The sequence below is a fragment of the Pseudomonas sp. R2-60-08W genome (assembly GCF_003852335.1).
Taxonomy (GTDB): Bacteria; Pseudomonadota; Gammaproteobacteria; order Pseudomonadales; family Pseudomonadaceae; genus Aquipseudomonas.
The window spans coordinates 2,308,527-2,334,013 of record NZ_CP027731.1 but is presented as its reverse complement, the minus strand read 5'-3'; the positions used below and the strand labels follow the sequence as shown (position 1 = coordinate 2,334,013).

The window sequence follows — 25,487 nt, the reverse complement described above, 5'->3', positions numbered from 1 at the left end:
TTTAGGGATCGTTTTTTTAGGGATAGTTTTTTAGGAGCAGACCGATGATAAACGCCAAGGATTGTTCCCGTCTAATCTAACCTGGCATTCGATTGATACCGGAATTAGATCAATGTTCGAACTGACCCAACTGCGCTGCTTCACCACCGTGGCCACCGAACTGAGTTTCCGGCGGGCGGCCGAACGCTTGAACATGACGCAACCGCCCCTCAGCCGGCAGATCCAGTTGCTCGAGCATCACCTGGGCGTGGAGCTGTTTACCCGCACCACCCGCAGCGTCGCCCTGACCGCCGCCGGGCGGGCTTTTTTCGTCGAGGCGCAAAACCTGCTCGAGCGTGCCCAACAAGCGGCGGTGACCGCGCGGCGCTTTGCCGAGGGCGATATCGGTACGGTCAATATCAGCTTCGTCGGCAGCGCGGTGTACGAGTTTTTGCCCAAGGTGATTGCCGAGGCGCGTCTCAAACAGCCCCACGTCAGGATCGACCTGTCCGAGATGAACACCTACCAGCAATATGAAGCCTTGCGCGCCCGGCGCATCGACCTGGGCATCGTCCGCGCGCCGCTGCTGGAGCCCGGTTACGCCACCGAATGCCTGGTGCGCGAGCCGTTCGTGCTGGCGGTGCCGAGCAGTCATCGGCTGGCCCAGGCGGAGACCGTCAGCGTGCAAGACCTGGATGCGCAGCCGTTCCTGATGTACGCCCATTCCGCTTACCCACCGTTCAACGAGTTGCTCACCGGCCTGCTGCGCTCGGCCCGTGTCGCGCCCCAGTACGTGCAGTGGCTGGGCTCGTCCCTGACCATCCTCGCCCTGGTCAACGCCGGTATGGGCCTGGCCCTGGTGCCGCGTTGCGCCAGCAGCGTGGTGTTCAAGAACGTGGTGTTCCGCGACATCGACCTGGGCGAAGGCGCGCAGAGCGAACTGCACCTGATCTGGCGCGAGCACAACGACAACCCGGCGTTCACCATGCTCCTGGAAGGTATCCGCAGCGCTGCGGGAGCGAGCTTGCTGGCGCCCCATTGACCCAATCCTGTTGAATACTTGCCTGATCCTCTGAACTTGTGGGCTATTGCATAGATGGCCCTTGCGCGCTGGTCTAGAGTTCGACGATGGGCGACCTGCGGTCGCACCTCTCTTATAAGAACGCTAAGAACTCAGCACCACCAACCGATGATCAGCAGGTGAGCCGCCATGGAATTACGTATTAACCAAAAGGCCTATCAGGTCGATGCCGACGCCGACACGCCGTTGCTGTGGGTGATCCGCGACGACCTGGGCCTGACCGGCACCAAGTACGGCTGCGGCCTGGCCCAGTGCGGCGCGTGTTCGGTGCTGGTGGACGGCAACGTGGTGCGCTCGTGCGTCACGCCGGTGGCGGCGCTGGTCGGCCGCGAGATCACCACCATCGAGGCGATTGAAGCCGATGACGTGGGCAAGCGCGTGGTGGCGGCCTGGGTCGAGCGCCAGGTGGCGCAATGCGGTTACTGCCAGTCCGGGCAGGTGATGGCGGCCACGGCGCTGCTCAAGCACACCCCTGCACCGTCGAAAGAGCAGATCAACGCGGCCATGATCAACCTGTGCCGCTGCGGCACCTACAATGCCATCTACGCCGCCATGGATGACTTGGCCGCCGGCAAGGAGACCGCTTGATGAAGACGCCCGAGATTCTGCCCGGTGTGACCCTGGACGCCCCGATCAACCTGTCGCGCCGACGCTTTCTGGCGAGCACCGCCGTCGGTGCATTGGTCGTCGGCTTCGGCCTGCCCCTCGGCGCGTCCAGGGTGCAGGCTGCCACGGCCGCCGCCGCTGAACGCGGCACCCAGGTGCCGGCGTTCCTGGAGATTCGCCCGGACGGCAGCGTGCGCCTGCTCAGCCCCTTCATGGAAGGCGGCCAGGGCACGCACACCGCCATGGCGCAGATCATCGGCGAGGAGCTGGATGCCGACCCTGCCACCTTCGTGGTCGAAGCGGCACCGCCCGGTGAAGCCTACGTGGTGATGGAAAATGGCCTGCGCATCACCGGCGGCAGCATGTCGGTGCGCATGAGCTACCCGACCATGCGCCGCCTCGGCGCCCTCGCCCGCGCCATGCTGATGCAGGCGGGCGCCGAACAGCTCGGTGTGCCCGTGGCGCAACTGAGCACCCAGCCCGGCCGCGTGGTGCATGCCGCGTCGGGCCGCTCGCTGGGTTATGGCGAGTTGGCCGGCCGCGCCCTGGACATGCCCGTGCCCGACCCCGCCAGTATCACCCTGCGCGACCCGAGCCAGTTCCGCTGGATCGGCAAGCCGGTCAAACGCCTGGATGCCTATGACAAATCCACCGGCAAGGCGCAGTACAGCATCGACCTCAAAGTCGACGGCATGCTCCACGCCGCGGTGCAGCACGCACCGCGCCTGGGCATGACGGTGGGCAGCCTGCGCAACCAGGCCCAGGTCGAGGCCATGAAGGGCGTGCATTCGGTGCACACTCTGCCCGGCGCCGTGGCGGTGGTTGCCGAACGCTGGTGGCACGCCAAGCGGGCCGTGGAAGCGATCCAGGTGGAATGGCTCGAAGCCGCCGCCGACTCTGCCGTGCGCGCGATGCCGGCGGATTTTTCCAGCGATAAATACCGCGACTTTCTCGCCGCCCAGCAAGGCCCGGCCCGCGACGACGAAAACCAGGGCGACGTGGCCGCCGCGCTGGCCAGCGCCAAGACCCGCGTCGACGCCACCTATCATAACCAGTACCTCAACCATGCCCAGCTCGAGCCGCCTTCGGCACTGGCGCGCTATAACCCCGACGGCACGCTGGAGGTGTGGCTGCCGAACCAGGCGCCGGATATGTTCCGCGCCGACATCGCCAAGCGCACCGGCCTTGCCGTTGAGCAAATCACCCTGCATTCGCCGCTGCTGGGCGGCTTTTTCGGGCGACATTTTTTGTATGACTCGGCCAACCCCTACCCGCAGGCTATCGCCCTGGCCAAGGCCGTCGGCCGGCCGATCAAGCTGATCTGGAGCCGTGAGGAAGAGTTCGTGCGCGATGTGCTGCGCCCGGTCGCGGTGGTCAAGTTCCGCGCCGCGCTGGATGACAAAGGCCTGCCTGTGGCCATCGAAGCGGTGAGCGCCACCGAAGGCCCCACCGAAGCGATTGCCGGCAAACAGGGCGATGCTCTCGACCCCACCGCCCTCGAAGGCTTGTCCGGAAAAAATTATGCGATCCCCAACAAGCGCATCGCACAGATTTACGTCAAGGGCCCGGCCATGCTCGGTTACTGGCGTTCGGTGGGCAATTCGTTGAACGACTTCTTCTATGAAGCGTTCCTCGATGAACTGGCCGACAAGGGCGGCCATGACCCGTACGAACTGCGCCTGCACCTGCTGCGCGACAATGCGCGGCTGACCACTCTGCTGCAAGCGGTGGGCGAACTGTCCGGCGGGTGGAAGCGCGGGCCGTTCACCGCCGAAGACGGTAGCCGACGAGCCCGAGGCGTGGCCATGGCTTCACCGTTTGGCTCTCATGCGGCGGTGATCGCCGAAGTGTCGATCGACAACGGCCAAGTCAAGGTGCATGACATCTGGCAGGCCATCGACCCGGGCAGCATCGTCAACCCGGCGATCATTGAAGCCCAGGTCAACGGCGCCGTGGCCTTGGGCTTGTCGCAAACCTTGCTGGAGGAAGCGGTGTACGTGGACGGTAAGCCGCGGGCGCGCAACTACGACCTGTATCCGATCCTGCCGCCCTCGCGGATGGCGCGGGTACACGTGAAGATCGTCGAGAGCGGCGAAAAAATGGGCGGTATCGGCGAACCACCGTTGCCCGCCGTGGCGCCAGCAGTGGCCAACGCGGTGGCACAGTTGACCGGCCAGCGTATCCGCAGCTTGCCATTGAGCCGCTACACCTTCAGTTAATGCACAGGGAATGCCCATGAACAACCGCCGATTCGCAAGAACCGCAGGCTGGCTGGCGCTGCCCTGCCTAGTCGTGGCAGGCCTGCTGGCCTGGTACGTCACCCGCGAGCCCGCCTCGCCGTTCGAACAGGAAAAAACCGCCAGCTTTGACCCGGCACTGGTCAGTCGCGGCGAGTATGTCGCGCGTCTGAGCGACTGCGTGGCCTGTCACAGCCTGGCGGGCAAGGCGCCGTTTGCCGGTGGCCTGGAAATGGCCACGCCGCTGGGGGCGATTCATGCCACCAACATCACCCCCGACCGCGAGCATGGCATTGGCAATTACAGCCTTGCTGACTTCGACCGCGCCGTACGCCACGGCGTGGCGCCGGGTGGGCGGCGGCTGTACCCGGCGATGCCCTACCCGTCTTACGTGAAACTCAGCGACGACGACATAAAAGCGCTGTATGCGTTCTTCATGAAGGGCGTGCAGCCGGCCAACCAGCCGAACATCCCCAGTGATATTCCCTGGCCGCTGAATCTGCGCTGGCCCATCGCCCTGTGGAATGGTGTATTTGCGCCCACCGCCGCCTACGCCGCCAACCCCAGCCAGGACGCCCTGTGGAACCGTGGCGCTTATATCGTGCAAGGCCCTGGCCACTGCGGCAGCTGCCATACGCCGCGCGGCCTGGCCTTCAACGAGAAAGCCCTGGACCAATCCGGCGCGCCGTTCCTGGCCGGTGCGCTGCTCGACGGCTGGTACGCACCGAGCCTGCGCCAAGACCCCAACACCGGCCTGGGCCGCTGGAGCGAGGCGCAGATCGTGCAGTTCCTCAAGACCGGGCGCAACCAGCATGCGGTGGTCTACGGCTCGATGACCGAAGCGTTCAACAACTCCACACAGTTCATGGCTGACGACGACCTGGCCGCCATCGCCCGTTACCTCAAGTCCCTGTCCGGCGACCCACAGCGCGATGGCACGCCTTGGCAGTATCAGGCCGTGGCCGCCGACGCGCGTGCGGATGCCCCCGGTGCCCATACCTACGCTACCCGCTGCGCCTCCTGCCATGGCCTGGACGGCAAGGGCCAGCCGGAGTGGATGCCGCCACTGGCCGGCGCCACCTCGGCACTGGCCAAGGAAAGCGCCTCGGCGATCAACATCACCCTCAACGGCTCGCAACGGGTGGTGGCCGCCAGCATACCCGACGCCTATCGCATGCCGGCGTTCCGTGCGCAATTGTCCGACCAGGACATCGCCCAGGTGCTGACCTACGTGCGCAGTACCTGGGGCAACCAGGGTGGCGCGGTGGACGCCCAGGCGGTGGGCAAACTGCGCGGGCATACCGACCCGGCCAGCAGCAGCCCGATCATTTTGCATATGCGTTGAGGCCGGAGCGCGGTCTCTTTGATATAGGTGATCACATGTGGGAGGGGGCTTGCCCCCGATTCGGTGTGTCAGTTACACATGCATTCATTGACACACCGCCATCGGGGGCAAGCCCCCTCCCACATTTGGCCAAGTTGGACCTACTTGCTCTCGTCAGCCTTGCCCTCCTGCATCTGCACCGAAGACTTGCTGCCGCTGGTGTTGCCCTTGGTCGTGTTATCGGAATTGTCGAAACAGCCGTGCAGCAGGAACATGCTGCAAAAACCCAAGCACATAGACAGCTTTTTCATAAGATCTCCTGTTAAACCTATTCATCAGCCTGTGCTGCATGTGGCCAGTTTCCGGACACGAACGTTCCCTGCACAGGCCGTGAGGCTGACGAATGGTTTGCCATTAATTAGCTAGCATTTACGTACGGCATATTTGGGCTAACCTTGACCCGTTAAAGCCTGTTAGCCGGTGATCCCATGGACACGTTGACCAAAGCGCAAATCGAGCATGCTCTTGCACAGCGACTGCGCAATTGCCGTGTCTCTTGCACGATCAATGCAGACAGCAGCTTGTCCGTCACGGTACTTGCGCCTGACGCCAATCAGTTCACCATCGCCAATATCAACCGCGCCCGCTACCACGGCGAGTCAGGTATCAACCGGCTCGTACGGGAAATCATGGAAGACATGGTAGTTTCCCGAAAAACCTCCCGCCTTTCATCCGTGGGGTAAATACGCTTAAAAACAGAACGAGGCTTTCCATGCCGGATTCCACCGCTGCACCGTCGCAACGCTGCACCATCGATTACCTTCAAGACACACTGCTCGGCGTCAACCCGCTCTCCCATGCATGCATGGCGCGGATTACCCAGGCCGGCGAGCGCCTATCGCTGCACATCCCAGGGCCGTGGCCGAAGGAGCTGCCGAAGGCACATACCGTATCGATCAAGGTTGAGAACCGCACTTATCATGGCGTGCTCGTGGATGCCCAGGCATCGGGCACCGATGAGTTGGTGTTGAACATTGAACTTCAGCCGGAACGGCCGGGCGCGGCAGGTCATTAACCCCGCTCACCCGCCAACGCACGCTGGTGAAAATGCGCCAGCCACTTCAAGGCATGCAGCGTCGCATCCAGCTGCACCTGCTCACGGGAGCCCATGAAGCGCTCCTTCCGGCTGAAGATGCTCAGCCGGTTTTCGATTCGATAAGCCCAGGCAAAACATATGGTTCCGGCCGGAATGCCGTCCATGTCATCCGGGCCAAGCAGGCCGGTGGTGGCAACGGCAACCCCGGCCGGGCTGTCACGCAACGCGCCTTCGGCCATCTCGCGAGCGACTTCACAACTGGTGAGGTTGAAGGTATCGATCGTATACGCGCGTACGCCCAGCAAGCGCTGTTTGGCCTCGGGCGAGTACACGACATAACCACTTTCAATACATGACCCGCCGCCCCTGACCTCCGACAGCAGCGTGATGATCTTGCCTGCCGTACACGACTCGGCGCTGGTGAGGGTGAGCTGGTGGTGTTTCAGGTAATCGATAGTGGCTGCGGCTATATCCATGATGACAATCTCCCGCGTTCAAAAGGTTGCAAGGTAGTCGGCCAATGTCAGCGCACAGGCCTCAATTGCGCCGTCCACAATCAGCTCGTAGCCGTGGGTGTTTTCCGTTGGAATCGCCAGGCAACCGCCGCGCGCCGACGTGCCGTTACTCATGACGGCACTGGCATCCGAGGCAAAATCCACCAGCAGCGCATATTGAGGCGCATAACCGCAGCGCTGTGCGGCGTCTGCCAGGCCGGTGACCACGGAACGGGTGTAATAGCCTTTGAGGTCACCGGTATTGATGATCGGATCGACGCTCAGGCGGGTGCCGTACTCGCTCATCACCGGGCCGACTTCCACTGCGATGGTGGTATCGCCCGGCAGTGTCTGCGCCGCATACATCGCCCCGGCGTTGCACTCTTCTTCCAGGGTGGTGAAGACGAAATACACATCGCACGTCAGCGCCTGTCGGCGTTGGTGCAGGCGCTTCACGCTATGAAGTACCGCGGCGATGGGCGCGCGGTCATCCAGGAAGTGCGCGGCAATCGCGTCACCCACCCGGAACGGCGCACGCCAATGGCGGCTCAGCGTGACGCGGCTGCCGGGGCGTACGCCGTAGTCACGCAAGGTTTCGACGGAGCAACGGGTGATTACATGCACGTCATTCCAGTGCACGTCCCCTGACAACACATCGGCACCCTGGGGCGCGTTGGCGGTGGCATGCATCGAACCAAAGGACAGCACCCCCGGAATGAATTGGTGATCACCGAGTATGTCCACCGGGCACATGCCGAAATTCACCGGGTTGGCACCGCCCAACGCGGTCACGCGCAACGTGCCGTCGGCGTCCACATGCTTGACCACCATGGCGATCTCATCCATATGCGCCATGACCCGCACCGCGCGGCGGGGCTCGCCATCGTCCTGCACGCCTTTGATCAGGCCGACGACATTGCCGGCAGGGTCCACCCAGGTGTCGTCACACAGTGGCCGCAAATGCTCCAGGCAAATGGCGCGCACCTCATCCTCCTGGCCGCCAGGGCCACGGGCGAGCAACAGTTGGTGAAGCAACTGAGGGACATCGGGTCGGGCATCGTTTGGCTGGGGTTGCATCCGGGGTCTCCATTCGCGCTATTGAACACTTATGAAAAATGACCTGGCACGCCGAACGGTTGTTCCACAAATCTTCTTGGTCGTGCACTGAAATCCGGTTGAACACCCACTGCGGCAGGCTTTCTAGATGTGTTCCAACACCACCCCACGGAGGGAGTCCCCAATGAACATCAACAGCCTGCAACCCGCCTTGCCTTCGCTGTGCCTGGCGATGTCGATGGCCGCGCTGACCGCCTGCGCCGGCAACGACTCAGCCTCCAACGTCGTCGCGCCCGGTGAGGCCAAATCACCCACCACGCGCACTCTCGACACCGGCGCCGCCCTGCTGCAATCGCGCCCGCCCATCGATGCGCTCAATGCCTACCTGGACGGCTTCCACTTCTACAACGGCCATCCCGACGTGCAAATGGAAGCCCATCACTATTGCGCGATTCTCAATGAGGAAGTGATCCAGTGTGTGATCTACGACGGCAACCGCAAGGACGCCAAGTTGATGGGCGTGGAGTACATCATCAGCGAACAGCTGTTCAACAGCCTGCCTGCGCCCGAGAAGGCGTTGTGGCACAGCCATGTGCATGAGGTGAAGTCGGGCCAGCTGGTAGCGCCTGGTATTCCTGCGGTGGCCGAGCATGCCTTGATGGAAAAACTGGTGCATACCTACGGCAAGACCTGGCACACCTGGCACACCGACCTCAACAAGCGCCTGCCGCTGGGTGTTCCGCAATTGATGATGGGCTTTACCGCCGATGGCCAAGCCGATCCGAAGATGGTCGCCGAACGGGACCAGCGGCTGGGCGTCGACAGCGCCAGGAAAAAGCAGGCGCGCGCCGACATCCCCGCTCCGGCCATAGCACCCGGCGCGGACGCCTGGCGCCAGGGCACTGTCATCCAGATCGAAGACCCCACCCAGGCAGCCCACCAGCACTGACAGCGGCAGCTGGTCATTTGGATTGAACGATTATTTGCCGGCGCTTGCCACATAGGAAAGGGGCGCATCAGCTGCCCCGCGCATGAGGAGTTCAACTATGTCTTACGACCATCAAGGCCCTGCCAGCGTCATTACCGCTTCCCGCCATCTGGGCACCGAAGACGATGAATGCCTGAACGAAAACGCCAACATAAAAATGACCAGCAGCGGCAAGCCCACCATCGTTCGCCTGGATTTCGATACCCCGCTGACCTGGCCCGGCAACCCCAACTTCGTCACCGTCAACGTGCCCGACGGCACGTCTGTCAGCGGTGTGATCGTGGCCTTGGAACGCCCGGCTGACGGGCCAGGTTGGGTCACCTTTACGGTGGACGATTGAGCCTGCGAGCAGGCCATCGCATTGTCCGACAACTTATTTGAATTATTTTTGACGTCAAATATCTGTACTTCATGAGCATAGGGAGTCCTCATGAAAAACAACGAGTTATTCACCATCAGGTATCAACTTCACGGCGAGCCCAGGTCGTTCATCGTGCGTGCAGCGCGCATGAATAACGCTGAAGCCTGGCACTGGGCCAGTTGCGATGCCGGCGTGGCGGTCATCCCCAGGTTCGGGCAAAACAACCTCAAGCGCGTCTCCAAGCCGATGGCGGAAAAATACGGCATTACGGATGTGCGCTGGTGCGGTGCGGCAGCGATTCAGTGGGCAGAGGGCATTACATCATGAACAGTCAGGTGCTGGATTACACAGCCAGGCAAACGTCGGACGACGAAGTCGCACAGAACACCCAGATGTTCTACGAAGCGGACCGATTGGATGCCCAGGCCTATAAGATCATCGAACACTACAGCGGCGATACCGCGACCTGGGCGCGCTTCACCGAGGCGAAGAAGCTGGCGGACGCGCAACGGACCGCCGCTTATCAAGAGTGGATGCGCATTCACCGCGCCAGGAAAAAGTAACATGAGGCATGCCCCTGAATATCAGGGGCATGCGTCTGTTCAGAGGATCGGTTTACCCCCCGTCACGCCGTAGCGCTCGCCAGAGATATAACTGCCTTCATCCGACGCCAGCAGCACATAGATAGGCGCCACTTCCACCGGCTGGCCAGGACGCCCCAGCGGCGTGTTGCCACCGAAGTTTTCCACCATGTCGTCGGTCATCGTCGACACGATCAATGGCGTCCAGATCGGCCCCGGCGCCACGCTGTTCACGCGAATCCCGCGCTCACCCAGCATCTGCGCCAGGCCGGCGGTGAAGTTGGCGATTGCGCCCTTGGTGGCCGCATAAGGCAACAGCGACGGGTTGGGCATGTCGGAATTGACCGACGTGGTGTTGATGATCGAACTGCCCTCGGCCATATGCGGCAGCGCCGCCTTGCAGATCCTGAACATCGCGGTGATGTTGATGTTGAAGGTCTTGACCCAGTCCTCGTCGGGAATGTCTTCCAGGGATTTATAGGTCATCTGGAACGCCGCGTTGTTGACCAGCACGTCGATACGCCCGAACTCCTTCACGGTGTCGTTGACGATTGCGCTGCACTGCGCCGCGTCGCCCAGATCGCCCGGCAACAGCAGGCACTGGCGCCCCGCCGCCTCGACCCAGCGCTGGGTCTCCTTGGCGTCCTCATGCTCGTCCAGATACGACACGGCAACGTCCGCGCCTTCGCGGGCAAAGGCGATCGCCACCGCACGCCCGATGCCGCTGTCGGCGCCGGTAATCAAGGCAATCTTGTTGGCGAGCCGGCCCGAGCCTTTGTAGGTCTGCTCACCGCAATCGGGCATCGGCTCCATCTTGCGCTGGTCGCCGGGTACAGGCTGCTGCTGTGGCTTGAAGGGTGGTTTTGGGTAGTTACTCATCGGATTCCCTCCTGTGTGTGGTTAGTGTTGCGAGGGTCGGCCGCGCCCGATAGTTCAGAGCAATTTTCAGAAAACCGGATGACCGTACCCGCACGGCTGCGCCGCTCGTCCGATGGAATAAACCTTTGCAAAGTACGCCTCTCAACCGAAGGGTGAACGCCCGTTGGGGTATCGAGTGGTGTCGAAGCGTTCTGTTACAGGTCGCTTTTCAGCTATATTCCGCTATTCGTTTATCCCTCATCCCGTTTCGAATTCTTGCCCTGCGCAGTTAACCAAGGTTGGTGTTTATGAAGTCTGCCCCCCCGCGGTCACCCAATGTCCCGCAACGCAAGGATCTGATCCCCAGCACCCTGAATTTTCCAGTGGTGGGTATCGGCGCGTCGGCGGGCGGGTTGCAGGCGGTGAAGGCATTTTTCGAACACATGCCCCAAGACTGCGGCATGGCTTTTGTGGTGATCCTGCACCTGTCCCCCGACCATCAAAGCGTCGCGGACAGGATCATCCAGGAGTCGACCCGGCTGCCGGTGCTGCAGGTCACCGAGACGACGCCCATCGAGAAGAACCGGGTGTACGTGATTTCGCCGGCGCAGCACTTGGCAATGAATGATGGCTACCTGGCCGTCTTGCCGTCGGCGCGCGAAGGCGGCTCGCATATTGCCATCGACCTGTTCTTTCGCGACCTGGCAGATGCCCATAAAGAGCACGCGTTTTGCCTGGTATTGTCCGGCACCGGTTCGGACGGCGCGGTGGGGCTTTCGCGCATCAAGGAACAGGGCGGCGTCACCCTGGTGCAAACCCCGGAAGACGCGGAATTCGACGGCATGCCACTGGCGGCCATCGAAACCCAGATGGTCGACCTGGTGTTGCCCGTGGTGGAGATGCCGCAAAAATTGCTGGAGCTATGGCGCAACGCCCGCTCCATCACCCTGCCTACCGCCAATGACCCCGAGATCAAAACCACGCCGCCTGCAACTGAACGTGACGCGGCGGTCGCCGAACAGTTGCTGCTGGATATCCTGATACAACTGCGGCTCACCACCGGCCACGACTTCAAGCACTACAAGCGCGCTACCGTACTGCGCCGCATCGAACGCCGCCTGCAGGTCACCGCCCAACCGGATCTGGCCAGCTACTACGAATATCTCCAGGCGCACCCGGAAGAAACCAAGGCATTGCTCGGCGACATGCTGATCGGCGTGACCAACTTTTTCCGTGACCGCGAGGCCTTCGAAGCGCTCGAGCGCGATGTGGTGCCCAACCTGGTGAAGTCACTGGAAGACAGCGTGCCCAAACGCGAAGAGGTGCGCATCTGGTCGGCCGGCTGCTCCACCGGCGAAGAGGCCTATAGCCTGGGCATGCTGGTCGCCGAGCAACTGGCGGTAGATGGCAGCGATGCAAAAATGCAGGTGTTCGCCACCGATATCGACGAGCGCGCGATCAACCATGGGCGTAACGGCGTTTACCCGGAAGCGATCATTACCGACGTGCCGCCCTCACGCCTGCGCCAGCACTTTGCCAAGGAAAAAAACCAGCACTATCGGGTGCGCAAGGAAATTCGTGAAAAAGTCCTGTTCGCCAAGCACAGCCTGCTGAGCGACCCGCCCTTCTCGCAGATCGACCTGATCGTCTGTCGCAACCTGTTGATCTACCTGGACCGCGAGGTGCAGCGCGACATCCTGCAGATGTTCCACTTTGCGCTGCGCCCCGGCGGCTACCTGTTCCTGGGCTCCTCGGAGTCGGCCGACGGCTGCCTGGACCTGTTCGTGCCGGTGGACAAGCGCAACCGCATTTTCCGCGTGCGGGCCGGTTCAGCGGCCATGCGCCGCGCGCCCAGCATGCCGCGCGGTGGCTACCTGCGGCCCAGCGCCACCACCGCTGCCGCCCAGGTCAAGGTACCGAACAAGGTCTCGTTCGCCGACATTCACCTGCGCGCGCTGGAGAAGGCCGCGCCGCCCAGTGTCATCGTGGATATACACGCCGACATCCTGCACATGAGTGAAGGCGCGGCGCGCTTCCTGCGCCATGTGGCCGGGGAGATGACGCGCAACCTGCTGGCCCTGGTGCACCCGGACCTGCGCCTGGACATTCGTACCACGCTGTTCCAGGCCCAGCAGTCGGGCCTTGCGGTGACGTCGCGCAAAGTGCGCATCGAGCGCGATCACGTGCCCTACGTGGTCGATGTCACCGCCCTGCCCTACCAGGACGATCTCACCGAGAGCGATTATGTCCTGGTGATTTTCCAGGAAACTGAAGTCGACCCCCGGCACGCCGAAGAAACCGCCATCAGCCAAGCCGAAAACCAGATGATGAGCAACCTGGAGCGCGAACTGCAGCGGACCAAGTTGCACCTGCAGGACACCATCGAGCAGGCCGAGGTCTCCAGCGAAGAACTCAAGGCGTCCAACGAAGAAATGCAGGCGGTCAACGAAGAGTTGCGCTCGGCCACCGAAGAGTTGGAAACAAGCAAGGAAGAGTTGCAGTCGATCAACGAAGAACTGCTGACGGTCAATTTCGAACTCAAGACCAAGGTTGAAGAGACCGACAAGGTCAATGACTACCTGACCAACCTGATCGCCTCCACCGATATCGCCACGGTCTTCGTCGACCGCAACATGCGCATCCGCTGGTTCACGCCACGGGCCACGGATATTTTCAGCATGCTGCCGGTGGACACCGGGCGCTCGTTGATGGACATCACCCACCGGCTCAACTACCCGGAAATGACCGAAGACGCCACCACAGTGTTCGAATCGTTGAGCATGATCGAACGCGAAATCAGCAGCAAGGACGACCGCTGGTACATCGCACGCCTGCTGCCGTACCGCTCCAGCGAAGACCATATCGATGGCACGGTGCTGACCTTTATCGATATCACCAAGCGGCGCCAGGCCGAAGAAGAACTGCGCCTGGGTGAAGAGCGCATGCGCCTGGTCGCGGACAGCACCCATGATTTTGCCATCATCATTCTGGATGACCATGGCGCCATCACCGACTGGAACACCGGTGCCGAGTTGATCTTCGGCTATACCAAGGACGAGGTGCTCGGCGCCTATTACGACTTGATCTTCTCCCCTGAAGACCGCACCGCCGGCATCCCCGAAAGCGAGCTGCGCGCCGCCCGCGAACACGGGCGCGGCGAAGACGAACGCTGGCACGTACGCAAGGACGGCAGCCGGTTTTATTGCAGCGGCGAAGTCACCCTGCTGACCAGTAACAACCTGCAGGGCTACGTCAAGATCGCCCGTGACCTCACCGGCCATAAGCGCACCCAGGATGAACAGAGTCAACGCTTGATGGAGACCCAGACCAACAGCCACCTCAAGGATGAGTTCTTCGCGGTGATGTCCCACGAACTCAAGCACCCGTTGAACCTGATTCAACTGAATGCCGAATTGCTGCGGCGCCTGCCGGCGACCAAGGCCACCGGCCAGGCAACCAAGGCCGTGAACACCATCTGCGAAGCGGTATCGAGCCAGGCGCGCATCATCGACGACCTGCTGGACGTGGCCAGGGTGCGCACCGGCAAGCTCAAGCTGAAGAAGCAACCGATCGACCTGATCCGCACGCTTGAGGATATCCATGCAGTGGTGCTCGCCGACGGCCATCGGTGCCAGGTGGCCCTGCAAAAACCGACGGCGCCGGCAGCCTTGTTCGTCGACGCCGACCCTACGCGCCTCGAACAGGTGATCTGGAACCTGGTCAACAACGCGCTGAAATTCACCCCCAGCGACGGCCGCGTACAGTTGGAGGTCAGCCGTACCGAGGGGTACGCGCGGCTGGACGTGATCGACAGCGGCGCCGGGCTCGCCGAAGACAGCCTGGAGAAGATTTTCGACCTGTTCGGCCAGGCGGAAAACCAACACCAGACCCATCAGCGCGAAGGCCTGGGTATCGGCCTGTCTCTGGTGCGGCAACTGGTGGAAGCTCACGGTGGCACGGTCAGCGTTCACTCCGAGGGGCTTGGCTTTGGCAGCACCTTCTCGATAGCGCTGCCACTTTCCAAGCAACAGGACCGCCTGCCCCGCGCCAATGCTGCGGACGCTTCGGACGAGCGCTTGAGCGGAGTCAAAGTGCTGCTGGTGGACGACTCGGCCGATGTGCTGGAAGTGCTGAATATGCTGCTGGAGATGGAAGGCGCCGAGGTGAGTGCGTTCGATGACCCGCTCGCTGCACTGCAAGTGGCCGGCGACACGCCTTTCGACCTGATTGTCTCGGACATTGGCATGCCGAACATGAACGGCCATGAGCTGATGCAGCACTTGCGCCAGATCAGCCACCTCCAGCAGGTGCCCGCCATCGCGTTGACGGGTTACGGTGCCAGCAGTGACCAGAAGAAGGCCACCGACTCGGGCTTCAGCACCCATGTGAGCAAACCCGTCACCCATGATGCGTTGATCAGCTTAATCCAGAGCCTGTGCCGCGCACGGCGCTAGGCGCGGTTATTGGTAAGGAATCACCGAGATCTTGCCGTTGCGCTCGAGGATCGCGAAGCGGATGTGCTTGATCTCCAGGATGCCCTGGGCCGACCGGGCCGCCTCAAGGATATCGTCTTCATCCAGGCGGGCACGCTTGAGGCGTTCGTGCAGGACTCGGCCCTCTTCGACCACCACTGTCGGCCCGCCATCGAGCACCCGTGAAAACCACAGCGAACGTTGCTTGAGCAATGACAGGCCGATGTCGATAGCGATCAGCGTGACGATGACCAGCACCGCATTGGTCAGCGAGAAATCATCCCCCAGCAGGGCCTGCTGAGTGGCCTCGCCGATCACCATCAGCAGCACCAGGTCGAAGGTGTTGAGTTCGGCGAGGGAGCGCCGGCCGGCGACCTTGAACAGGATCATCAATACCAGGTAAATCGCGGCTGCCCGCAAGACGGAGTCCATGCTTGCTCCCTAGGGATAAATGAACTGGGATACGTCCACGGTTGCGCCGTTGGCCAGCGAAACCCGAGTGTCGAAATTGCCGACGCCATCACTGCGCAAGCTCAGATACAGCGTGGCCCGCCCCTGATCGTCGCTCAGCGTCCACAGCTTTACGCCCTCTCCCGCCGCACTGGCCTTGAGGGGCTGGGGTTGGAGCATCTCCACGTTGAAGCCCTGCAACAGCTCGCCGTTGATTTCGACTTCCAACGGCTTGCGTGCGGCGCCCTGCAGATGAATCACCAACGCATCGGAGGAACCATTGCGCAGGAAGCGCTGGTATTCGACGCGTAACTGGCCGTCGGCGCTGCGCACCTCGGTGGTGCTCAACGGCCCCTTGGAAAACAGCCCCGCCAGCGTCAGTACAATAAGCACGACCAGCCCGTACCAGCCCAGACGCTCGAAGCGCCAGACTTTGCGTTGCAAAGGCATGTCTTCGCGTACCGGATAGTTGCGGCTGTGCAGGTCATCAGGCTCTAACTCGCGCATAGCCAGCCCTCTCTCAGCCCTTGCTGTGCTCCGGCGAGGACGGACCCTTGGTCACGCCGCGCGGACCGTATACCGCCCATATCACCGCGCCCAGCAACGGCAGCAAGACGACCACGGCGGTCCACCCTGCCTTGCTCCCCGAAGAGTTTTCGCTACGCCACACGCTGTTGAGGACCCACAGGTCGAGCAACAACAGGATGATCATCAAGCCAATCCAGAAATACGTCAGTTCCATGGTGCACCTCCCGGTTATGCAGCATTAGGTTGGCGGGGCGGCGGCAGGGTTCAGAATTTTTGCGCTGACAGGCGCCGAATCTAAATAAACGATAGTTCCGACGGAACTGAATCGTTGAATTGATCAATATTTCAGAAGCAACCAAATTGATACCGTCTCCTTGCAGGCGGGTCACAGCCTTATCTGAACCTGTTGAAAAAAGGAGGTGGCGTAATGAACAACTCGCAGCGGGCCTGGGAACTGGCCATGGTTTTGGTCGCCAATGGCAAGATCCCGTTCGACCCTGCCAACCCGAGCGGCTCGGTCAAGATCCTGTCGCGGCATCTGGAAGCGCTGGAAACCGCATTGCATGAGGAGGCAATAGCGAATACACCGGTGGAGCACCTGCGCAAACTCGGCGGTCGTCGGCCCGCCTTGGTAGGTGCCGATTGAAGTCATCCATGTGGGAGGGGGCTTGCCCCCGATGGCGGAGTGTCATTCAGCTCAAGGTCATCTGATACACCGCTATCGGGAGCAAGCCCCTCTCACATTTGGAACGCGATCAGGCAGTTAATTCGCGTCCGGCTCCTCAGCACAGCGCAAATCCATTACGCCCTGCAGACTTCGCGTTATAAAGCGCCTGGTCCGCCGCTTCGATCAAGCCGAGCGCAGGCTCCAGCTCAGCACCTGCACCCGCCGCCACCCCGATACTCACACTCACACGCCCGAATGGGCTGCCCGGATGAGCGATATCGGCGTGCAGTAGTCGATCCAGGATCAATTGCGCCACCACTGCAGCGCCTTCGCCGTCGGTCGCGGGCATGATGATCGCTATTTCTTCGCCGCCGTAACGCGCCACCAGGTCCGAAGGGCGCCGCACGCATGTCTCCAACAGTGCGCTGATCCTCTGCAGGCAGGCATCGCCCGCGACATGACCGAGGGCGTCGTTGTAACGTTTGAAATAGTCGACGTCGATCATCAGCAAGGCCAGCGTCGTGCCGTCGCGTTGCGCCCGGCGCGCTTCCAGGGCCAGGGTCTCATCAAAACAGCGTCGGTTGGCCAGGCCGGTCAGCGCGTCCTTCATCGCCAGTAATTCAAGCTGCCGATTAGAGTCGAGCAACTGCTGCTGGGCGATACGCAGCGCCTCTTCGGCCTCGGTTCGCCGGCGGATATCAAGGATCAGAAACCAACCGATCAAACCGGTCAGCCCCAGCAGCCCCGTCACCACCACCGCCGACAACGCGGCTTCAATGCGCCAGGCCGCAAGCGCTTCGTGCTTGCCCAGGGCGACGGTGGTAATCAGCGGCAGGCTCTCGCTTTTGCGGAAGGCATACAGCCGCTCTACCCCATCCAGGCTGGAGGTGTATGCAGCGGTGCCGACGGAGCGGTCGACCAGATACTGGGAATAGATCGGCGAGGTGGAAAAGTTGCGGCCCATGTCCTGCTCGCGGAAGGGATAGCGCACCAGCAAGGTGCCATCGGTATACGACAAACCGATCGCGCCGTCCTGGCCGACGTCGAGTGTGCCGAACACGCGCAGAAAGTTCTCCACGCCCAGGGTCACGGCCACCACCCCGGCAAAGTTGCCGGCCGCGTCATCGAAGCGGCGGCTGATGGTAACCACCCATTCCTGGGTGGTGTGGCTCTGAATCGGCGGGCCGATGAAGGGCTCACGGCTCGGATCGTCGCGGTGATGGATGAAATAGGCGCGTGCGCTGCTGTTGGCGCCCGCCGGAATCACGCGGTTGGACGACATCAGCCAGCCACCCTGCCGGTCATAGACGGTGATGCCGCTGAGTTGCGGCATCACCGGCTGCTGGCGACGTATCAACGCGCTGATGCGCTCGATCTGCGCCGGGCCACTGCCTTCGGTTTCCAGACGCTCGACCAGGCCCAGCAACAGCAGCGCGCTTTGGCGCACGATACCTTCGGTGTAGGTCGTGAGCGCCTGGGTGAGGTTCAAGCCATGCACGTTCACTTCCGCCAGCGCGCGCTCACGGGAAGACAGGACTTTCCAGATCGTCAACGAAGTCAGGGAACAGCTGATCACCAACAGCAAAAGCATCACGAGGCGGGTATCACGCTTCACGTCAGCACCTTAAAGGAAGTCCGGTTCCATTCCAGCCATCAATCGAACGTCGGTACTCACAGGGGCCACCGGTTCCGGGGCACAAGCATACAAGCAGTCTGGCGGGGCTGCAGCAATAGCGTGTGAAAAGGCCAGCTTTGGCCGCAGACGGCGCCAAGCAAGGAGTAACGCCGACAAAGATCAGCCACGCTTATTCCGCCTTCAGAAACACACACTTGAAACTAAGCCGAATGGTCAGCAACGCCATTATTTCAATATCAACCTCCCTCTGAAAAGTTATACGAAGCGGCTTGCCAAGCGACGATTTGTATAAGTTTCTGGCTACTCACTACCGTTCATCGGCGTTTCTAAAAAAATTCAAAACCACTGCCCGCCTGCTCTTATCGGAGTAGATGTCCGTTGCATAAATGGGCAACTAGCGAAACGACAATTTAACTTGGAGTATTGTTATGACCACGAGTAATAAAAATCCTGGCAACTTCGCTAACGACCGCGAAAAAGCTTCGGAAGCCGGAAAAAAAGGCGGCCAGTCGTCAGGGGGCAACTTTGCCAACGACCGCGAGAAAGCCTCGGAAGCCGGTCGTAAAGGCGGCCAGAATAGCCATGGTGGTGGACGCAAGTCATAACGAAGGGCATCAATCATGCGAGCGTCAATTGATTATCAGCGTGGCGAGCTCCATCGCCAGCCGGTGATGGAAGTGCGAACTGAGGCAAAGACCGTTGCGCGTTCAAGCACGACTCCCTGTTACGAACGCCGGCAAGTTTCCGAACTAGCCGAAGCAACTGTCGGCGCGACGCAAACACCACCGTTGTGCGAGAGAAACTTATAGCCAGCGCACTCGCAGACTGAGTGCAAGTTCCCTGCAAGATCGAAATGAACGTTGTATAACCGACATAACGACGAGGTAACTGAACATGAGTACTCAAGACAAAAAAGGCCAAATGAGTGTCAACGAAGCCGGTAAAAAAGGTGGCGAAGCCACGTCTGCTTCTCATGATAAAGAGTTCTATCAAGAGATCGGCAGCAAGGGCGGCCAAAACAGTGGCGGGAATTTCAAGAACGATCCTGAACGCGCCGCTGAAGCCGGTAGCAAAGGCGGTCAGAACAGCGGCGGCAACTTCAAGAATGATCCCGAGCGCGCCGCTGAAGCCGGTAGCAAAGGCGGCCAGAACAGTGGCGGGAATTTCGCCAACGACCGGGAGAAAGCCTCGGAAGCCGGACGTAAAGGCGGCGAAAACAGCCATGGTGGCGGCCGCAATAGTTAATGTGCTTGACGCAGGGGAGCAGTGCTCCCCTGCTTTCATTGATGAGGGACACCATGCCTTTACACATTATTAATTTTACCGGCCCTGTCACCGCCTCGACCTGCAGCCAACTGATCGAAAAAGCCTCGTTGGCCGTGCAGCAAGATGCTTCGGGCCTGGTATTGAACATCGCGACCATGGGCGGCGAATGCAGCTATGGTTTTACGATGTACAACTTCCTGATGTCGCTGCCGATCCCGGTGCATACCCATAACCTGGGCACGGTGGAATCGATGGGCAATATCATTTTTCTCGCCGGTGAACGCCGCACCGCCTGCACCCACAGCAAATTTCTGTTCCACCCGTTTCATTGGCACGTACAAGGCGCGGTCGATCATTCGCGCATGTCCGAATACGCGATGAGCCTCGATTACGACTTGCAACTGTATGCACGCATCGTGGCCGAACGCACCGCCGCTGCCAGCGAACCGTTGGAAACGGAAAAGTACCTGATCGCCGCACCGCGCATTCTCGACCCTCACCAGGCGCTGGCCGCCGGCTTGATCCACGGCATCGAACTGCCGGTCATCAAGGCGGAGTTCGTGAGCAGCTTCATCCACTCCTAGCCTTTCGCCCGGACACGATGCGCTGTCGACTCAGGATACTGGCATTAAAATATCAACTAATCGCTTGTTTGAAATTTTCCCGTTTAGCGGTTGAAAACATCCGCCCGATGATGAATGGTGGCACTCCATTCAGGGAGGAATCGATGTGCCCCATCTACAAGCGAACCGCCGTTGTGTTCAATGCAAGACAACCTATGAACCGACCACGGACGAACCTGAGTACCTGGTGGCGACAGCCTCTGAAATGCTCTGCCCGACGTGCAGGCAACTGTACGCGGCCGAACTTATGAAAGATGCACTTCAACGCAGTGTGCAAAAGTTATATGCCCTGCAAACTCGCCGAGAAAACCAGTAAGTTCTGAACAAAGGGCGACTGGATGCCCCATTAAACTCGCCTTTATTCAGGCGGAGGTGGGACGTAGGGCTGTGCAATAAACGGAACACTGCCGGACGGACGCCACCTTACATGTTCAATGCCGTAACGCTCGGCGAGTGGCTTGCTCATTCGTTTGATCTTTTCATTGCGCGACCTTGGAATAATGCCGATCCCTGCATCGCAACATGCCCAATGCCATGCCTCCGTATTGTTCATGACCTCCGCTCTTATAATGAAAGACTTCGGCTCATGGTGGTAGTCGTACTCAATGATATATAAAGAATTTTTCATAGCCGCTCCTTCTGATCTTTTTGTTGTTTGATCAGAACGAAGGTTCAGAATTTTTCTTGGCTAACTGACCAGCCTGCACAGTTTTCTTGTTTGTATCGGCCAACGACCATTCGTCGGCAGTTACGAAAAAAATAAAACCGCGTCGGCTTTTTTGGATTCTCAATAGTGAGTCTGTTCACTCCAGGCTCTTGGTAAAAACTCCTGTCTTGCCCGTACTTAGTGCGGGCTTTTTTTCAGGGCAGTTTATATGACTAAGCAGTGTAGTCGGACGGGCCAAGGCTATCGGCCAGTTGCGTGCGATCATCCTTATATACGCAAGGGCTACTATCTGGGCCTAGAACCGGATGTATATGCGTGCATGCGCTGTGGCGAACAGCGTGAGCCTGAGCGCTGGGACGACTTCGCGCGTCGCCGCATGCCGCCTCGCGGACTTCTGAACCCTCCCTAGGCGCTGACACCTTTCATCCCCCTACGCAAAATGTTGTGGAACCTCAAACGGCGGCGGATTTTCTACCGCACACACACCCGTTGGAGGACTGCAACATGACTGAGCATCCACTGATAGCGAACCATACCTCTGAAGACACCCACCGACGCGGCACGCTGACCAAGGCCGAACGCACACTTTCGCTGACGGCCGGCGCAGCCCTGCTGCTGAACGGCTGGCGCACCGGCGGATTGGCCGGCGCATTGCAGACTGCAGCAGGCGCCTACGCCTTGGTTCGCGGTACGGCCGGCCATTGCACGCTGAAGCAGGCACTGACGCCAACCCCCTTCGAACAGCAGTTCAGTCGCGAGCATCACTGGCCGATCAGCGAGGCGATCACGCGCAGTATCACAATAGGTCGCCCGCTCGAAGAAGTGTCTGCTTTCCTCGCCCGGCCCGAGCAGATTGGCCCGCTGCTGCGCTGGGTCGACAGCATCGAACAATTGTTGCCGGACACCACGCGCTGGACGCTCCGCGCTCCCGTCGGCAAACGCGTGCAGTGCACGCTGATCCAAACCCAAACCCAAACCCAGGAGCCGGCCGTGTTGCATTGGAAAACCCCAGGCGATGCGCGCTGGGCGCACGACATTACCGTCTCACTGACCTCCGCTCCCGCCGGCCGTGGCACGCAAGTCAAAGCGGTGGTGGTCTGCAAGCCGGCCATGGGCAAGTTGGGCTATGGCCTCGCTCGTGCAATCAGCCTGTTCAGTGACAAGGCCTTGCTCAATGCATTGCAGGCGGTGAAACAGCAACTGGAAACCGGCGAGGTCAGCAACAACCGCCTCAGACCGGAACAGGACGACGACTTTTTTTACGTACACGCCGCCGACGACCAGCTAACCACCGATCACCCGGCAGTCAAAACCGGCGTCGCCATTGAAGGGGGAAATCACTGATGCGCGCACTCACTTGGCAAGCACCGAATACACTGCAAGTCGACAACGTTCCCGACCCGACGATCCTCAACCCGCGTGACGCGATCATTCGCGTCACGCTGTCTTCCGTATGCGGTTCCGACCTCCATTTGCTTGGCGGCTACGTACCGGCGATGAAGCCTGGAGATATCATCGGCCACGAATTCATGGGGGAAGTCGTCGAGGTGGGCAAAGGCATCACGGACCTGCGCCAGGGTGACAAAGTGATCACCATTTCGATCATTGGCTGCGGCAATTGCGAACCGTGCCAACGCAGCGATTTCTCCTGTTGCGATAACTCCAACCCCAACCCTTCTGCGACGGACCTCCTGTACGGCCAGCCGTGCTGTGGCATCCTCGGCTACAGCCATGCCTTCGGTGGCTACCCCGGCAGCCACGCCACCTACGTGCGGGTGCCGTTCGCCGACGTCAACCTGTTCAAGGTGCCCGACGGGGTCAGCGACGAGCAGGCGCTGTTCGTGTCGGACGCAGCGCCGACCGGTTACTTCGCGGCGGACAATGCCGGCATTCAGCCCGGCGACACCGTGGCGGTGTGGGGCTGCGGCGGCGTAGGCCAGATGGCTATTTGCAGCGCCTATCTGTTGGGCGCAGAACGGGTCATCGCGATCGACCGTTACCCCGACCGGCTGCGCCTGGCACAAGAGCGCGGCAAGGCGATTCCGCTCAATTACGAGCACACCAATGTGCACGACGCTTTGCTGGAACTGACCGGTGGCCGCGGGCCGGACCGCTGCATCGACTGCGTGGGCATGGAGGCGCACGGTACCGAGATCGACTATGCCTATGACAAGGCCAAGCAATTGCTCAGGCTGCACACCGAACGCGGCAGTGTGCTCAGGCAGGCCATACGCGCGTGTCGCAAAGGCGGTACGGTGTCGGTAGTCGGGGTGTATGGGGGGCTGCTCGATAAGTTTCCCATGGGGGCGATCGTCAACAAGGCCCTGACGTTGAAAGCCGGGCAGCAGCCGGGGCAGCGTTATGCGACGACCTTGTTTGAGCATATTCAGAAAGGCGAGTTGGATCCTGCTTATCTGTTGACCCATCCGATGAGTCTGGAAGATGGCGCGCAGGGATACGCGATGTTCAAGGAGAAGTCGGATGCATGTATGCGGGTAGTGTTCAGGCCCTGATGGGCGGTGGGGTTGACTGAGTCCATATCCGTTACCGCGGCAACGGATATGGACTCGTTCTGATCCAGCATCATTGGAACGCGGCGCGTCAGTTAGAGAGGCTTTGGCTCCTGAACAGCAGGCGCCACCAACCGATTGCACCCATACAACACCACCCCCAGCACCATCAACGCCCCACCCCGCAGCCAAGTATCCAGACTCTGCTGACTAAGCAGGATCAGACACGACACAATCGCCAACACCGGCACCCAACTCGGCACACGAAAATGCCGCTCTTCGACCCGGTCACGGCGCAGCACCAACACCGCCAGGTTGGTACTGAGAAACACAAACAGCAGCAACAACACCACCGTCTCAGCCAACGCCGCCAGCGTGCCGGTCAAGGTCAGCGCAATCGCCACCGCAGTGCTGGCGATGATCGCCACCCAAGGTGTACGGCGCTTGGACAGTACCCGCGACAACGGCTCCGGCAGCAGGCCCATGCGCGCCATGCCGTAGGTCAGGCGACTGGCCATGACCATCGTCAGTAAAGCGCCATTAGCCACCGCAACCAAGGCAATGAAGGCAAACAGCTGGGGTGGAATGTTCAAGCCCGAGGCCCGCACAACTTCGAGCAACGGCGCCGAAGTGGCCGTCAACTTATCCATCGGCAACACCACCGATGCAGCGACACCGACCGCCATATACACGATACCGGCCGTGATCAACGCGGCGAACAAGGCACGTGGGTAAATCTTGCGCACCCCACGGATTTCTTCCGCCAAGTTAGCCGACGTCTCAAAGCCGACAAACGAATAGAACGCCAATAACGCAGCCCCCAGCACCGCCAGCATGGGATTGACGCCAGGCTTGAATTCAAACGCCCGCCCCAGGTTGGCTTCACCGGCCTGGAAGCACCACGCCGCAGCGACAACCACCAACAACAGCCCGGACAGTTCCACGCACGTCATGACCATATTGGCCCCAAGCGACTCCTTGATCCCACGGGCATTCAACAGCGCAATCACCACCAGGAAGACCAGCGCCGCCACATGGGGGGAGACGTCGATAAACGCCGCCAGGTAGTCCCCGGCAAACGCCAGCGACAACCCGGCCGCGCTGGTCACGGCCGCTGCGAGCATGCAAAAGCCCACCAGGAACGAGACCAGCGGTGACTTGAACGCCTTCTCGGCGAACACCGAAGCGGCGCCGGCGTGCGGGTACTTGGTCACCAGCTCGGCGTAGGAGCCGGCCGTGAGCATGGCGAAGAACAGCGCCACCAGCAACGGCACCCAGATCGCCCCGCCCACCTGGCCGGCGATGGTGCCGGCCAGCGCATACACGCCTGCGCCGAGCACATCGCCCAGGATGAACAGGAACAACATCGGGCCGGTGACGGCGCGGCGCAAGGACGGCTTGGAAGGTTCGGCGTGGCTGAGGGTGGATTCGGTCATGGGCAGCTCTGGCGGCGGTTTGCGATCAGCGATCAGCCGGCGTGGGCCGGATGAGGCAGGGCTATCTACAATGGAAAATGCCCGCGTCACCAAAGTTCCTTTATTCGTGCGAATCCAGCGCAGGCGCCTCGTCAGTCGTCGTCGTGACCGTGTGCGTCGGCGCAAGGCAATCGACCGGATTCGCCGCCGGCAATCCTTTCGGCCTGGTCGATACCACGCTTGAGCGCGTCCTGCACTGTCCACTCCGCGCCCGGTAGCTGCTTGGTGCGCTCAGCGACACATTGGCCCGTAGCGGTGTAAACGCACAGCAGCACTTCGATATCGGCATCCTCCCGCTCGCGGGCCCTGACTTCGATATGGCAGCCGTTTTCCACTTCCTGGGTAAAGCACTCTTCGTCCAGTGCTGTTGCGGCCCAGGCGTTATAGGTATTGCCGCGAATGAACATAGCTGTTCTCCAAGACCATTAGGAGTTGGTCTTTCAACTAAGACCTGAACTCTTTAGCAGGGATTCCGTGTTTTTTCCAAGGCGAACTTTATAGAAGCCTCATTAGCGTTTCGCTTGTTAAACCG

28 protein-coding genes are annotated in these 25,487 nt (G+C 60.8%); 17 read left to right on the top strand and 11 right to left on the bottom strand.

From position 1 onward, the window contains the following. Positions 1-112: 112 nt before the first annotated feature. From C4J90_RS10785 to C4J90_RS10770, 4 genes are all read left to right on the top strand, one after another. Positions 113-1,021, top strand: a complete 909-nt coding sequence (locus tag C4J90_RS10785; protein ID WP_124419734.1) for a LysR family transcriptional regulator — start codon at positions 113-115, stop codon at positions 1,019-1,021. Positions 1,022-1,189: 168 nt separating this feature from the next. Next, positions 1,190-1,648 carry a (2Fe-2S)-binding protein gene (locus tag C4J90_RS10780; RefSeq protein ID WP_124419733.1) on the top strand — a complete coding sequence of 153 codons (459 nt, stop codon included), beginning with the start codon at positions 1,190-1,192 and terminating at the stop codon, positions 1,646-1,648. After that, positions 1,648-3,885: a molybdopterin cofactor-binding domain-containing protein gene (locus C4J90_RS10775; RefSeq protein ID WP_124419732.1), complete on the top strand. Its 2,238-nt coding sequence runs from the start codon at positions 1,648-1,650 to the stop codon at positions 3,883-3,885. The genes C4J90_RS10780 and C4J90_RS10775 overlap by 1 nt, the downstream gene beginning before the upstream one ends. Positions 3,886-3,901: 16 nt before the next feature. After that, on the top strand, positions 3,902-5,248 hold the full coding sequence (locus tag C4J90_RS10770) for a cytochrome c (RefSeq protein WP_124419731.1): 1,347 nt from the start codon (positions 3,902-3,904) through the stop codon (positions 5,246-5,248). Positions 5,249-5,388: 140 nt separating this feature from the next. Here C4J90_RS10770 and C4J90_RS26880 read toward each other — a convergent pair whose 3' ends face one another. After that, positions 5,389-5,538 (bottom strand): hypothetical protein, encoded by a 150-nt coding sequence (locus C4J90_RS26880; protein WP_164488014.1) that lies wholly within the window; start codon positions 5,536-5,538, stop codon positions 5,389-5,391. Positions 5,539-5,715: 177 nt separating this feature from the next. On the opposite strand from C4J90_RS26880, the gene C4J90_RS10765 reads away from it, so the two are divergent. Together C4J90_RS10765 and C4J90_RS10760 are read left to right on the top strand one after the other, a co-directional pair. After that, complete coding sequence (locus C4J90_RS10765; RefSeq protein ID WP_124414387.1) at positions 5,716-5,970, top strand: hypothetical protein; 255 nt, start codon at positions 5,716-5,718, stop codon at positions 5,968-5,970. Positions 5,971-5,999: 29 nt separating this feature from the next. Continuing rightward, positions 6,000-6,302, top strand: coding sequence for a hypothetical protein (locus C4J90_RS10760; RefSeq protein WP_124419730.1), 303 nt, complete (start codon positions 6,000-6,002; stop codon positions 6,300-6,302). Here the strand turns inward: C4J90_RS10760 and C4J90_RS10755 are convergent. Together C4J90_RS10755 and C4J90_RS10750 are read right to left on the bottom strand one after the other, a co-directional pair. Then, positions 6,299-6,799 carry a CinA family protein gene (locus C4J90_RS10755; protein WP_124362359.1) on the bottom strand — a complete coding sequence of 167 codons (501 nt, stop codon included), beginning with the start codon at positions 6,797-6,799 and terminating at the stop codon, positions 6,299-6,301. The two genes, C4J90_RS10760 and C4J90_RS10755, sit on opposite strands and share 4 nt — an antisense overlap. A gap of 18 nt (positions 6,800-6,817) precedes the next feature. Continuing rightward, positions 6,818-7,894, bottom strand: a complete 1,077-nt coding sequence (locus C4J90_RS10750) for a M42 family peptidase (RefSeq protein WP_124419729.1) — start codon at positions 7,892-7,894, stop codon at positions 6,818-6,820. A gap of 163 nt (positions 7,895-8,057) precedes the next feature. Between C4J90_RS10750 and C4J90_RS10745 the strand changes: the two genes are divergently transcribed. From C4J90_RS10745 to C4J90_RS10730, 4 genes are all read left to right on the top strand, one after another. Next, complete coding sequence (locus C4J90_RS10745; protein ID WP_124414384.1) at positions 8,058-8,822, top strand: OBAP family protein; 765 nt, start codon at positions 8,058-8,060, stop codon at positions 8,820-8,822. Positions 8,823-8,919: 97 nt separating this feature from the next. Further along, entirely contained in the window at positions 8,920-9,201 is a 282-nt protein-coding gene (locus C4J90_RS10740; protein WP_124362356.1) for a hypothetical protein, read from the top strand. Positions 9,202-9,291: 90 nt separating this feature from the next. Beyond that, positions 9,292-9,549 carry a DUF6555 family protein gene (locus C4J90_RS10735; protein ID WP_124419728.1) on the top strand — a complete coding sequence of 86 codons (258 nt, stop codon included), beginning with the start codon at positions 9,292-9,294 and terminating at the stop codon, positions 9,547-9,549. Beyond that, positions 9,546-9,785 carry a hypothetical protein gene (locus tag C4J90_RS10730; RefSeq protein WP_124419727.1) on the top strand — a complete coding sequence of 80 codons (240 nt, stop codon included), beginning with the start codon at positions 9,546-9,548 and terminating at the stop codon, positions 9,783-9,785. Before C4J90_RS10735 ends, C4J90_RS10730 begins: the two co-directional genes overlap by 4 nt. A gap of 39 nt (positions 9,786-9,824) precedes the next feature. Here C4J90_RS10730 and C4J90_RS10725 read toward each other — a convergent pair whose 3' ends face one another. Further along, a complete protein-coding gene (locus tag C4J90_RS10725) occupies positions 9,825-10,682 on the bottom strand; it encodes an SDR family oxidoreductase (RefSeq protein WP_124419726.1) in 858 nt (285 codons plus the stop codon). A gap of 287 nt (positions 10,683-10,969) precedes the next feature. Between C4J90_RS10725 and C4J90_RS10720 the strand changes: the two genes are divergently transcribed. Next, complete coding sequence (locus C4J90_RS10720) at positions 10,970-15,115, top strand: CheR family methyltransferase (RefSeq protein WP_124419725.1); 4,146 nt, start codon at positions 10,970-10,972, stop codon at positions 15,113-15,115. 6 nt (positions 15,116-15,121) lie between these two features. On the opposite strand, the gene C4J90_RS10715 is transcribed toward C4J90_RS10720, so the two are convergent. The 3 genes from C4J90_RS10715 to C4J90_RS10705 are packed head-to-tail and all read right to left on the bottom strand — an operon-like array spanning position 15,122 to position 16,325. After that, entirely contained in the window at positions 15,122-15,565 is a 444-nt protein-coding gene (locus tag C4J90_RS10715) for a DUF421 domain-containing protein (RefSeq protein WP_124362351.1), read from the bottom strand. A gap of 9 nt (positions 15,566-15,574) precedes the next feature. Then, positions 15,575-16,090: a hypothetical protein gene (locus C4J90_RS10710; protein WP_124366608.1), complete on the bottom strand. Its 516-nt coding sequence runs from the start codon at positions 16,088-16,090 to the stop codon at positions 15,575-15,577. A gap of 13 nt (positions 16,091-16,103) precedes the next feature. Further along, positions 16,104-16,325, bottom strand: coding sequence for a PLDc N-terminal domain-containing protein (locus C4J90_RS10705; protein ID WP_124362349.1), 222 nt, complete (start codon positions 16,323-16,325; stop codon positions 16,104-16,106). 213 nt (positions 16,326-16,538) lie between these two features. On the opposite strand from C4J90_RS10705, the gene C4J90_RS10700 reads away from it, so the two are divergent. Then, positions 16,539-16,757, top strand: a complete 219-nt coding sequence (locus C4J90_RS10700) for a hypothetical protein (RefSeq protein ID WP_124362348.1) — start codon at positions 16,539-16,541, stop codon at positions 16,755-16,757. A 136-nt stretch (positions 16,758-16,893) separates the two neighbouring features. Here C4J90_RS10700 and C4J90_RS10695 read toward each other — a convergent pair whose 3' ends face one another. Beyond that, positions 16,894-18,393, bottom strand: a complete 1,500-nt coding sequence (locus C4J90_RS10695) for a sensor domain-containing diguanylate cyclase (RefSeq protein ID WP_124419724.1) — start codon at positions 18,391-18,393, stop codon at positions 16,894-16,896. Positions 18,394-18,842: 449 nt separating this feature from the next. Here C4J90_RS10695 and C4J90_RS10690 point away from each other — a divergent pair, with 449 nt between their 5' ends. The 3 genes from C4J90_RS10690 (at position 18,843) to C4J90_RS10680 (ending at position 20,264) form a co-directional block, all read left to right on the top strand. Then, a complete protein-coding gene (locus tag C4J90_RS10690; RefSeq protein ID WP_076954923.1) occupies positions 18,843-19,019 on the top strand; it encodes a general stress protein in 177 nt (58 codons plus the stop codon). 289 nt (positions 19,020-19,308) lie between these two features. Beyond that, positions 19,309-19,659, top strand: coding sequence for a general stress protein (locus C4J90_RS10685; protein ID WP_124362346.1), 351 nt, complete (start codon positions 19,309-19,311; stop codon positions 19,657-19,659). A gap of 53 nt (positions 19,660-19,712) precedes the next feature. Continuing rightward, on the top strand, positions 19,713-20,264 hold the full coding sequence (locus C4J90_RS10680; protein ID WP_124366605.1) for an ATP-dependent Clp protease proteolytic subunit: 552 nt from the start codon (positions 19,713-19,715) through the stop codon (positions 20,262-20,264). Between the two features lie 397 nt (positions 20,265-20,661). Here C4J90_RS10680 and C4J90_RS10670 read toward each other — a convergent pair whose 3' ends face one another. Beyond that, the gene (locus tag C4J90_RS10670) at positions 20,662-20,931 is read right to left on the bottom strand and encodes a DUF6555 family protein (protein ID WP_124362343.1); all 270 of its coding nucleotides are present in this window, start codon (positions 20,929-20,931) and stop codon (positions 20,662-20,664) included. A 543-nt stretch (positions 20,932-21,474) separates the two neighbouring features. Between C4J90_RS10670 and C4J90_RS10665 the strand changes: the two genes are divergently transcribed. Together C4J90_RS10665 and C4J90_RS10660 are read left to right on the top strand one after the other, a co-directional pair. Further along, entirely contained in the window at positions 21,475-22,314 is an 840-nt protein-coding gene (locus C4J90_RS10665) for an SRPBCC family protein (protein ID WP_124419723.1), read from the top strand. Further along, on the top strand, positions 22,314-23,483 hold the full coding sequence (locus C4J90_RS10660; RefSeq protein ID WP_124419722.1) for a zinc-dependent alcohol dehydrogenase: 1,170 nt from the start codon (positions 22,314-22,316) through the stop codon (positions 23,481-23,483). Before C4J90_RS10665 ends, C4J90_RS10660 begins: the two co-directional genes overlap by 1 nt. 92 nt (positions 23,484-23,575) lie before the next feature. On the opposite strand, the gene C4J90_RS10655 is transcribed toward C4J90_RS10660, so the two are convergent. Continuing rightward, entirely contained in the window at positions 23,576-24,916 is a 1,341-nt protein-coding gene (locus tag C4J90_RS10655) for an APC family permease (RefSeq protein ID WP_256658951.1), read from the bottom strand. Positions 24,917-25,047: 131 nt separating this feature from the next. Continuing rightward, complete coding sequence (locus tag C4J90_RS10650) at positions 25,048-25,362, bottom strand: hypothetical protein (RefSeq protein WP_124419721.1); 315 nt, start codon at positions 25,360-25,362, stop codon at positions 25,048-25,050. Positions 25,363-25,487 lie beyond the last annotated feature (125 nt).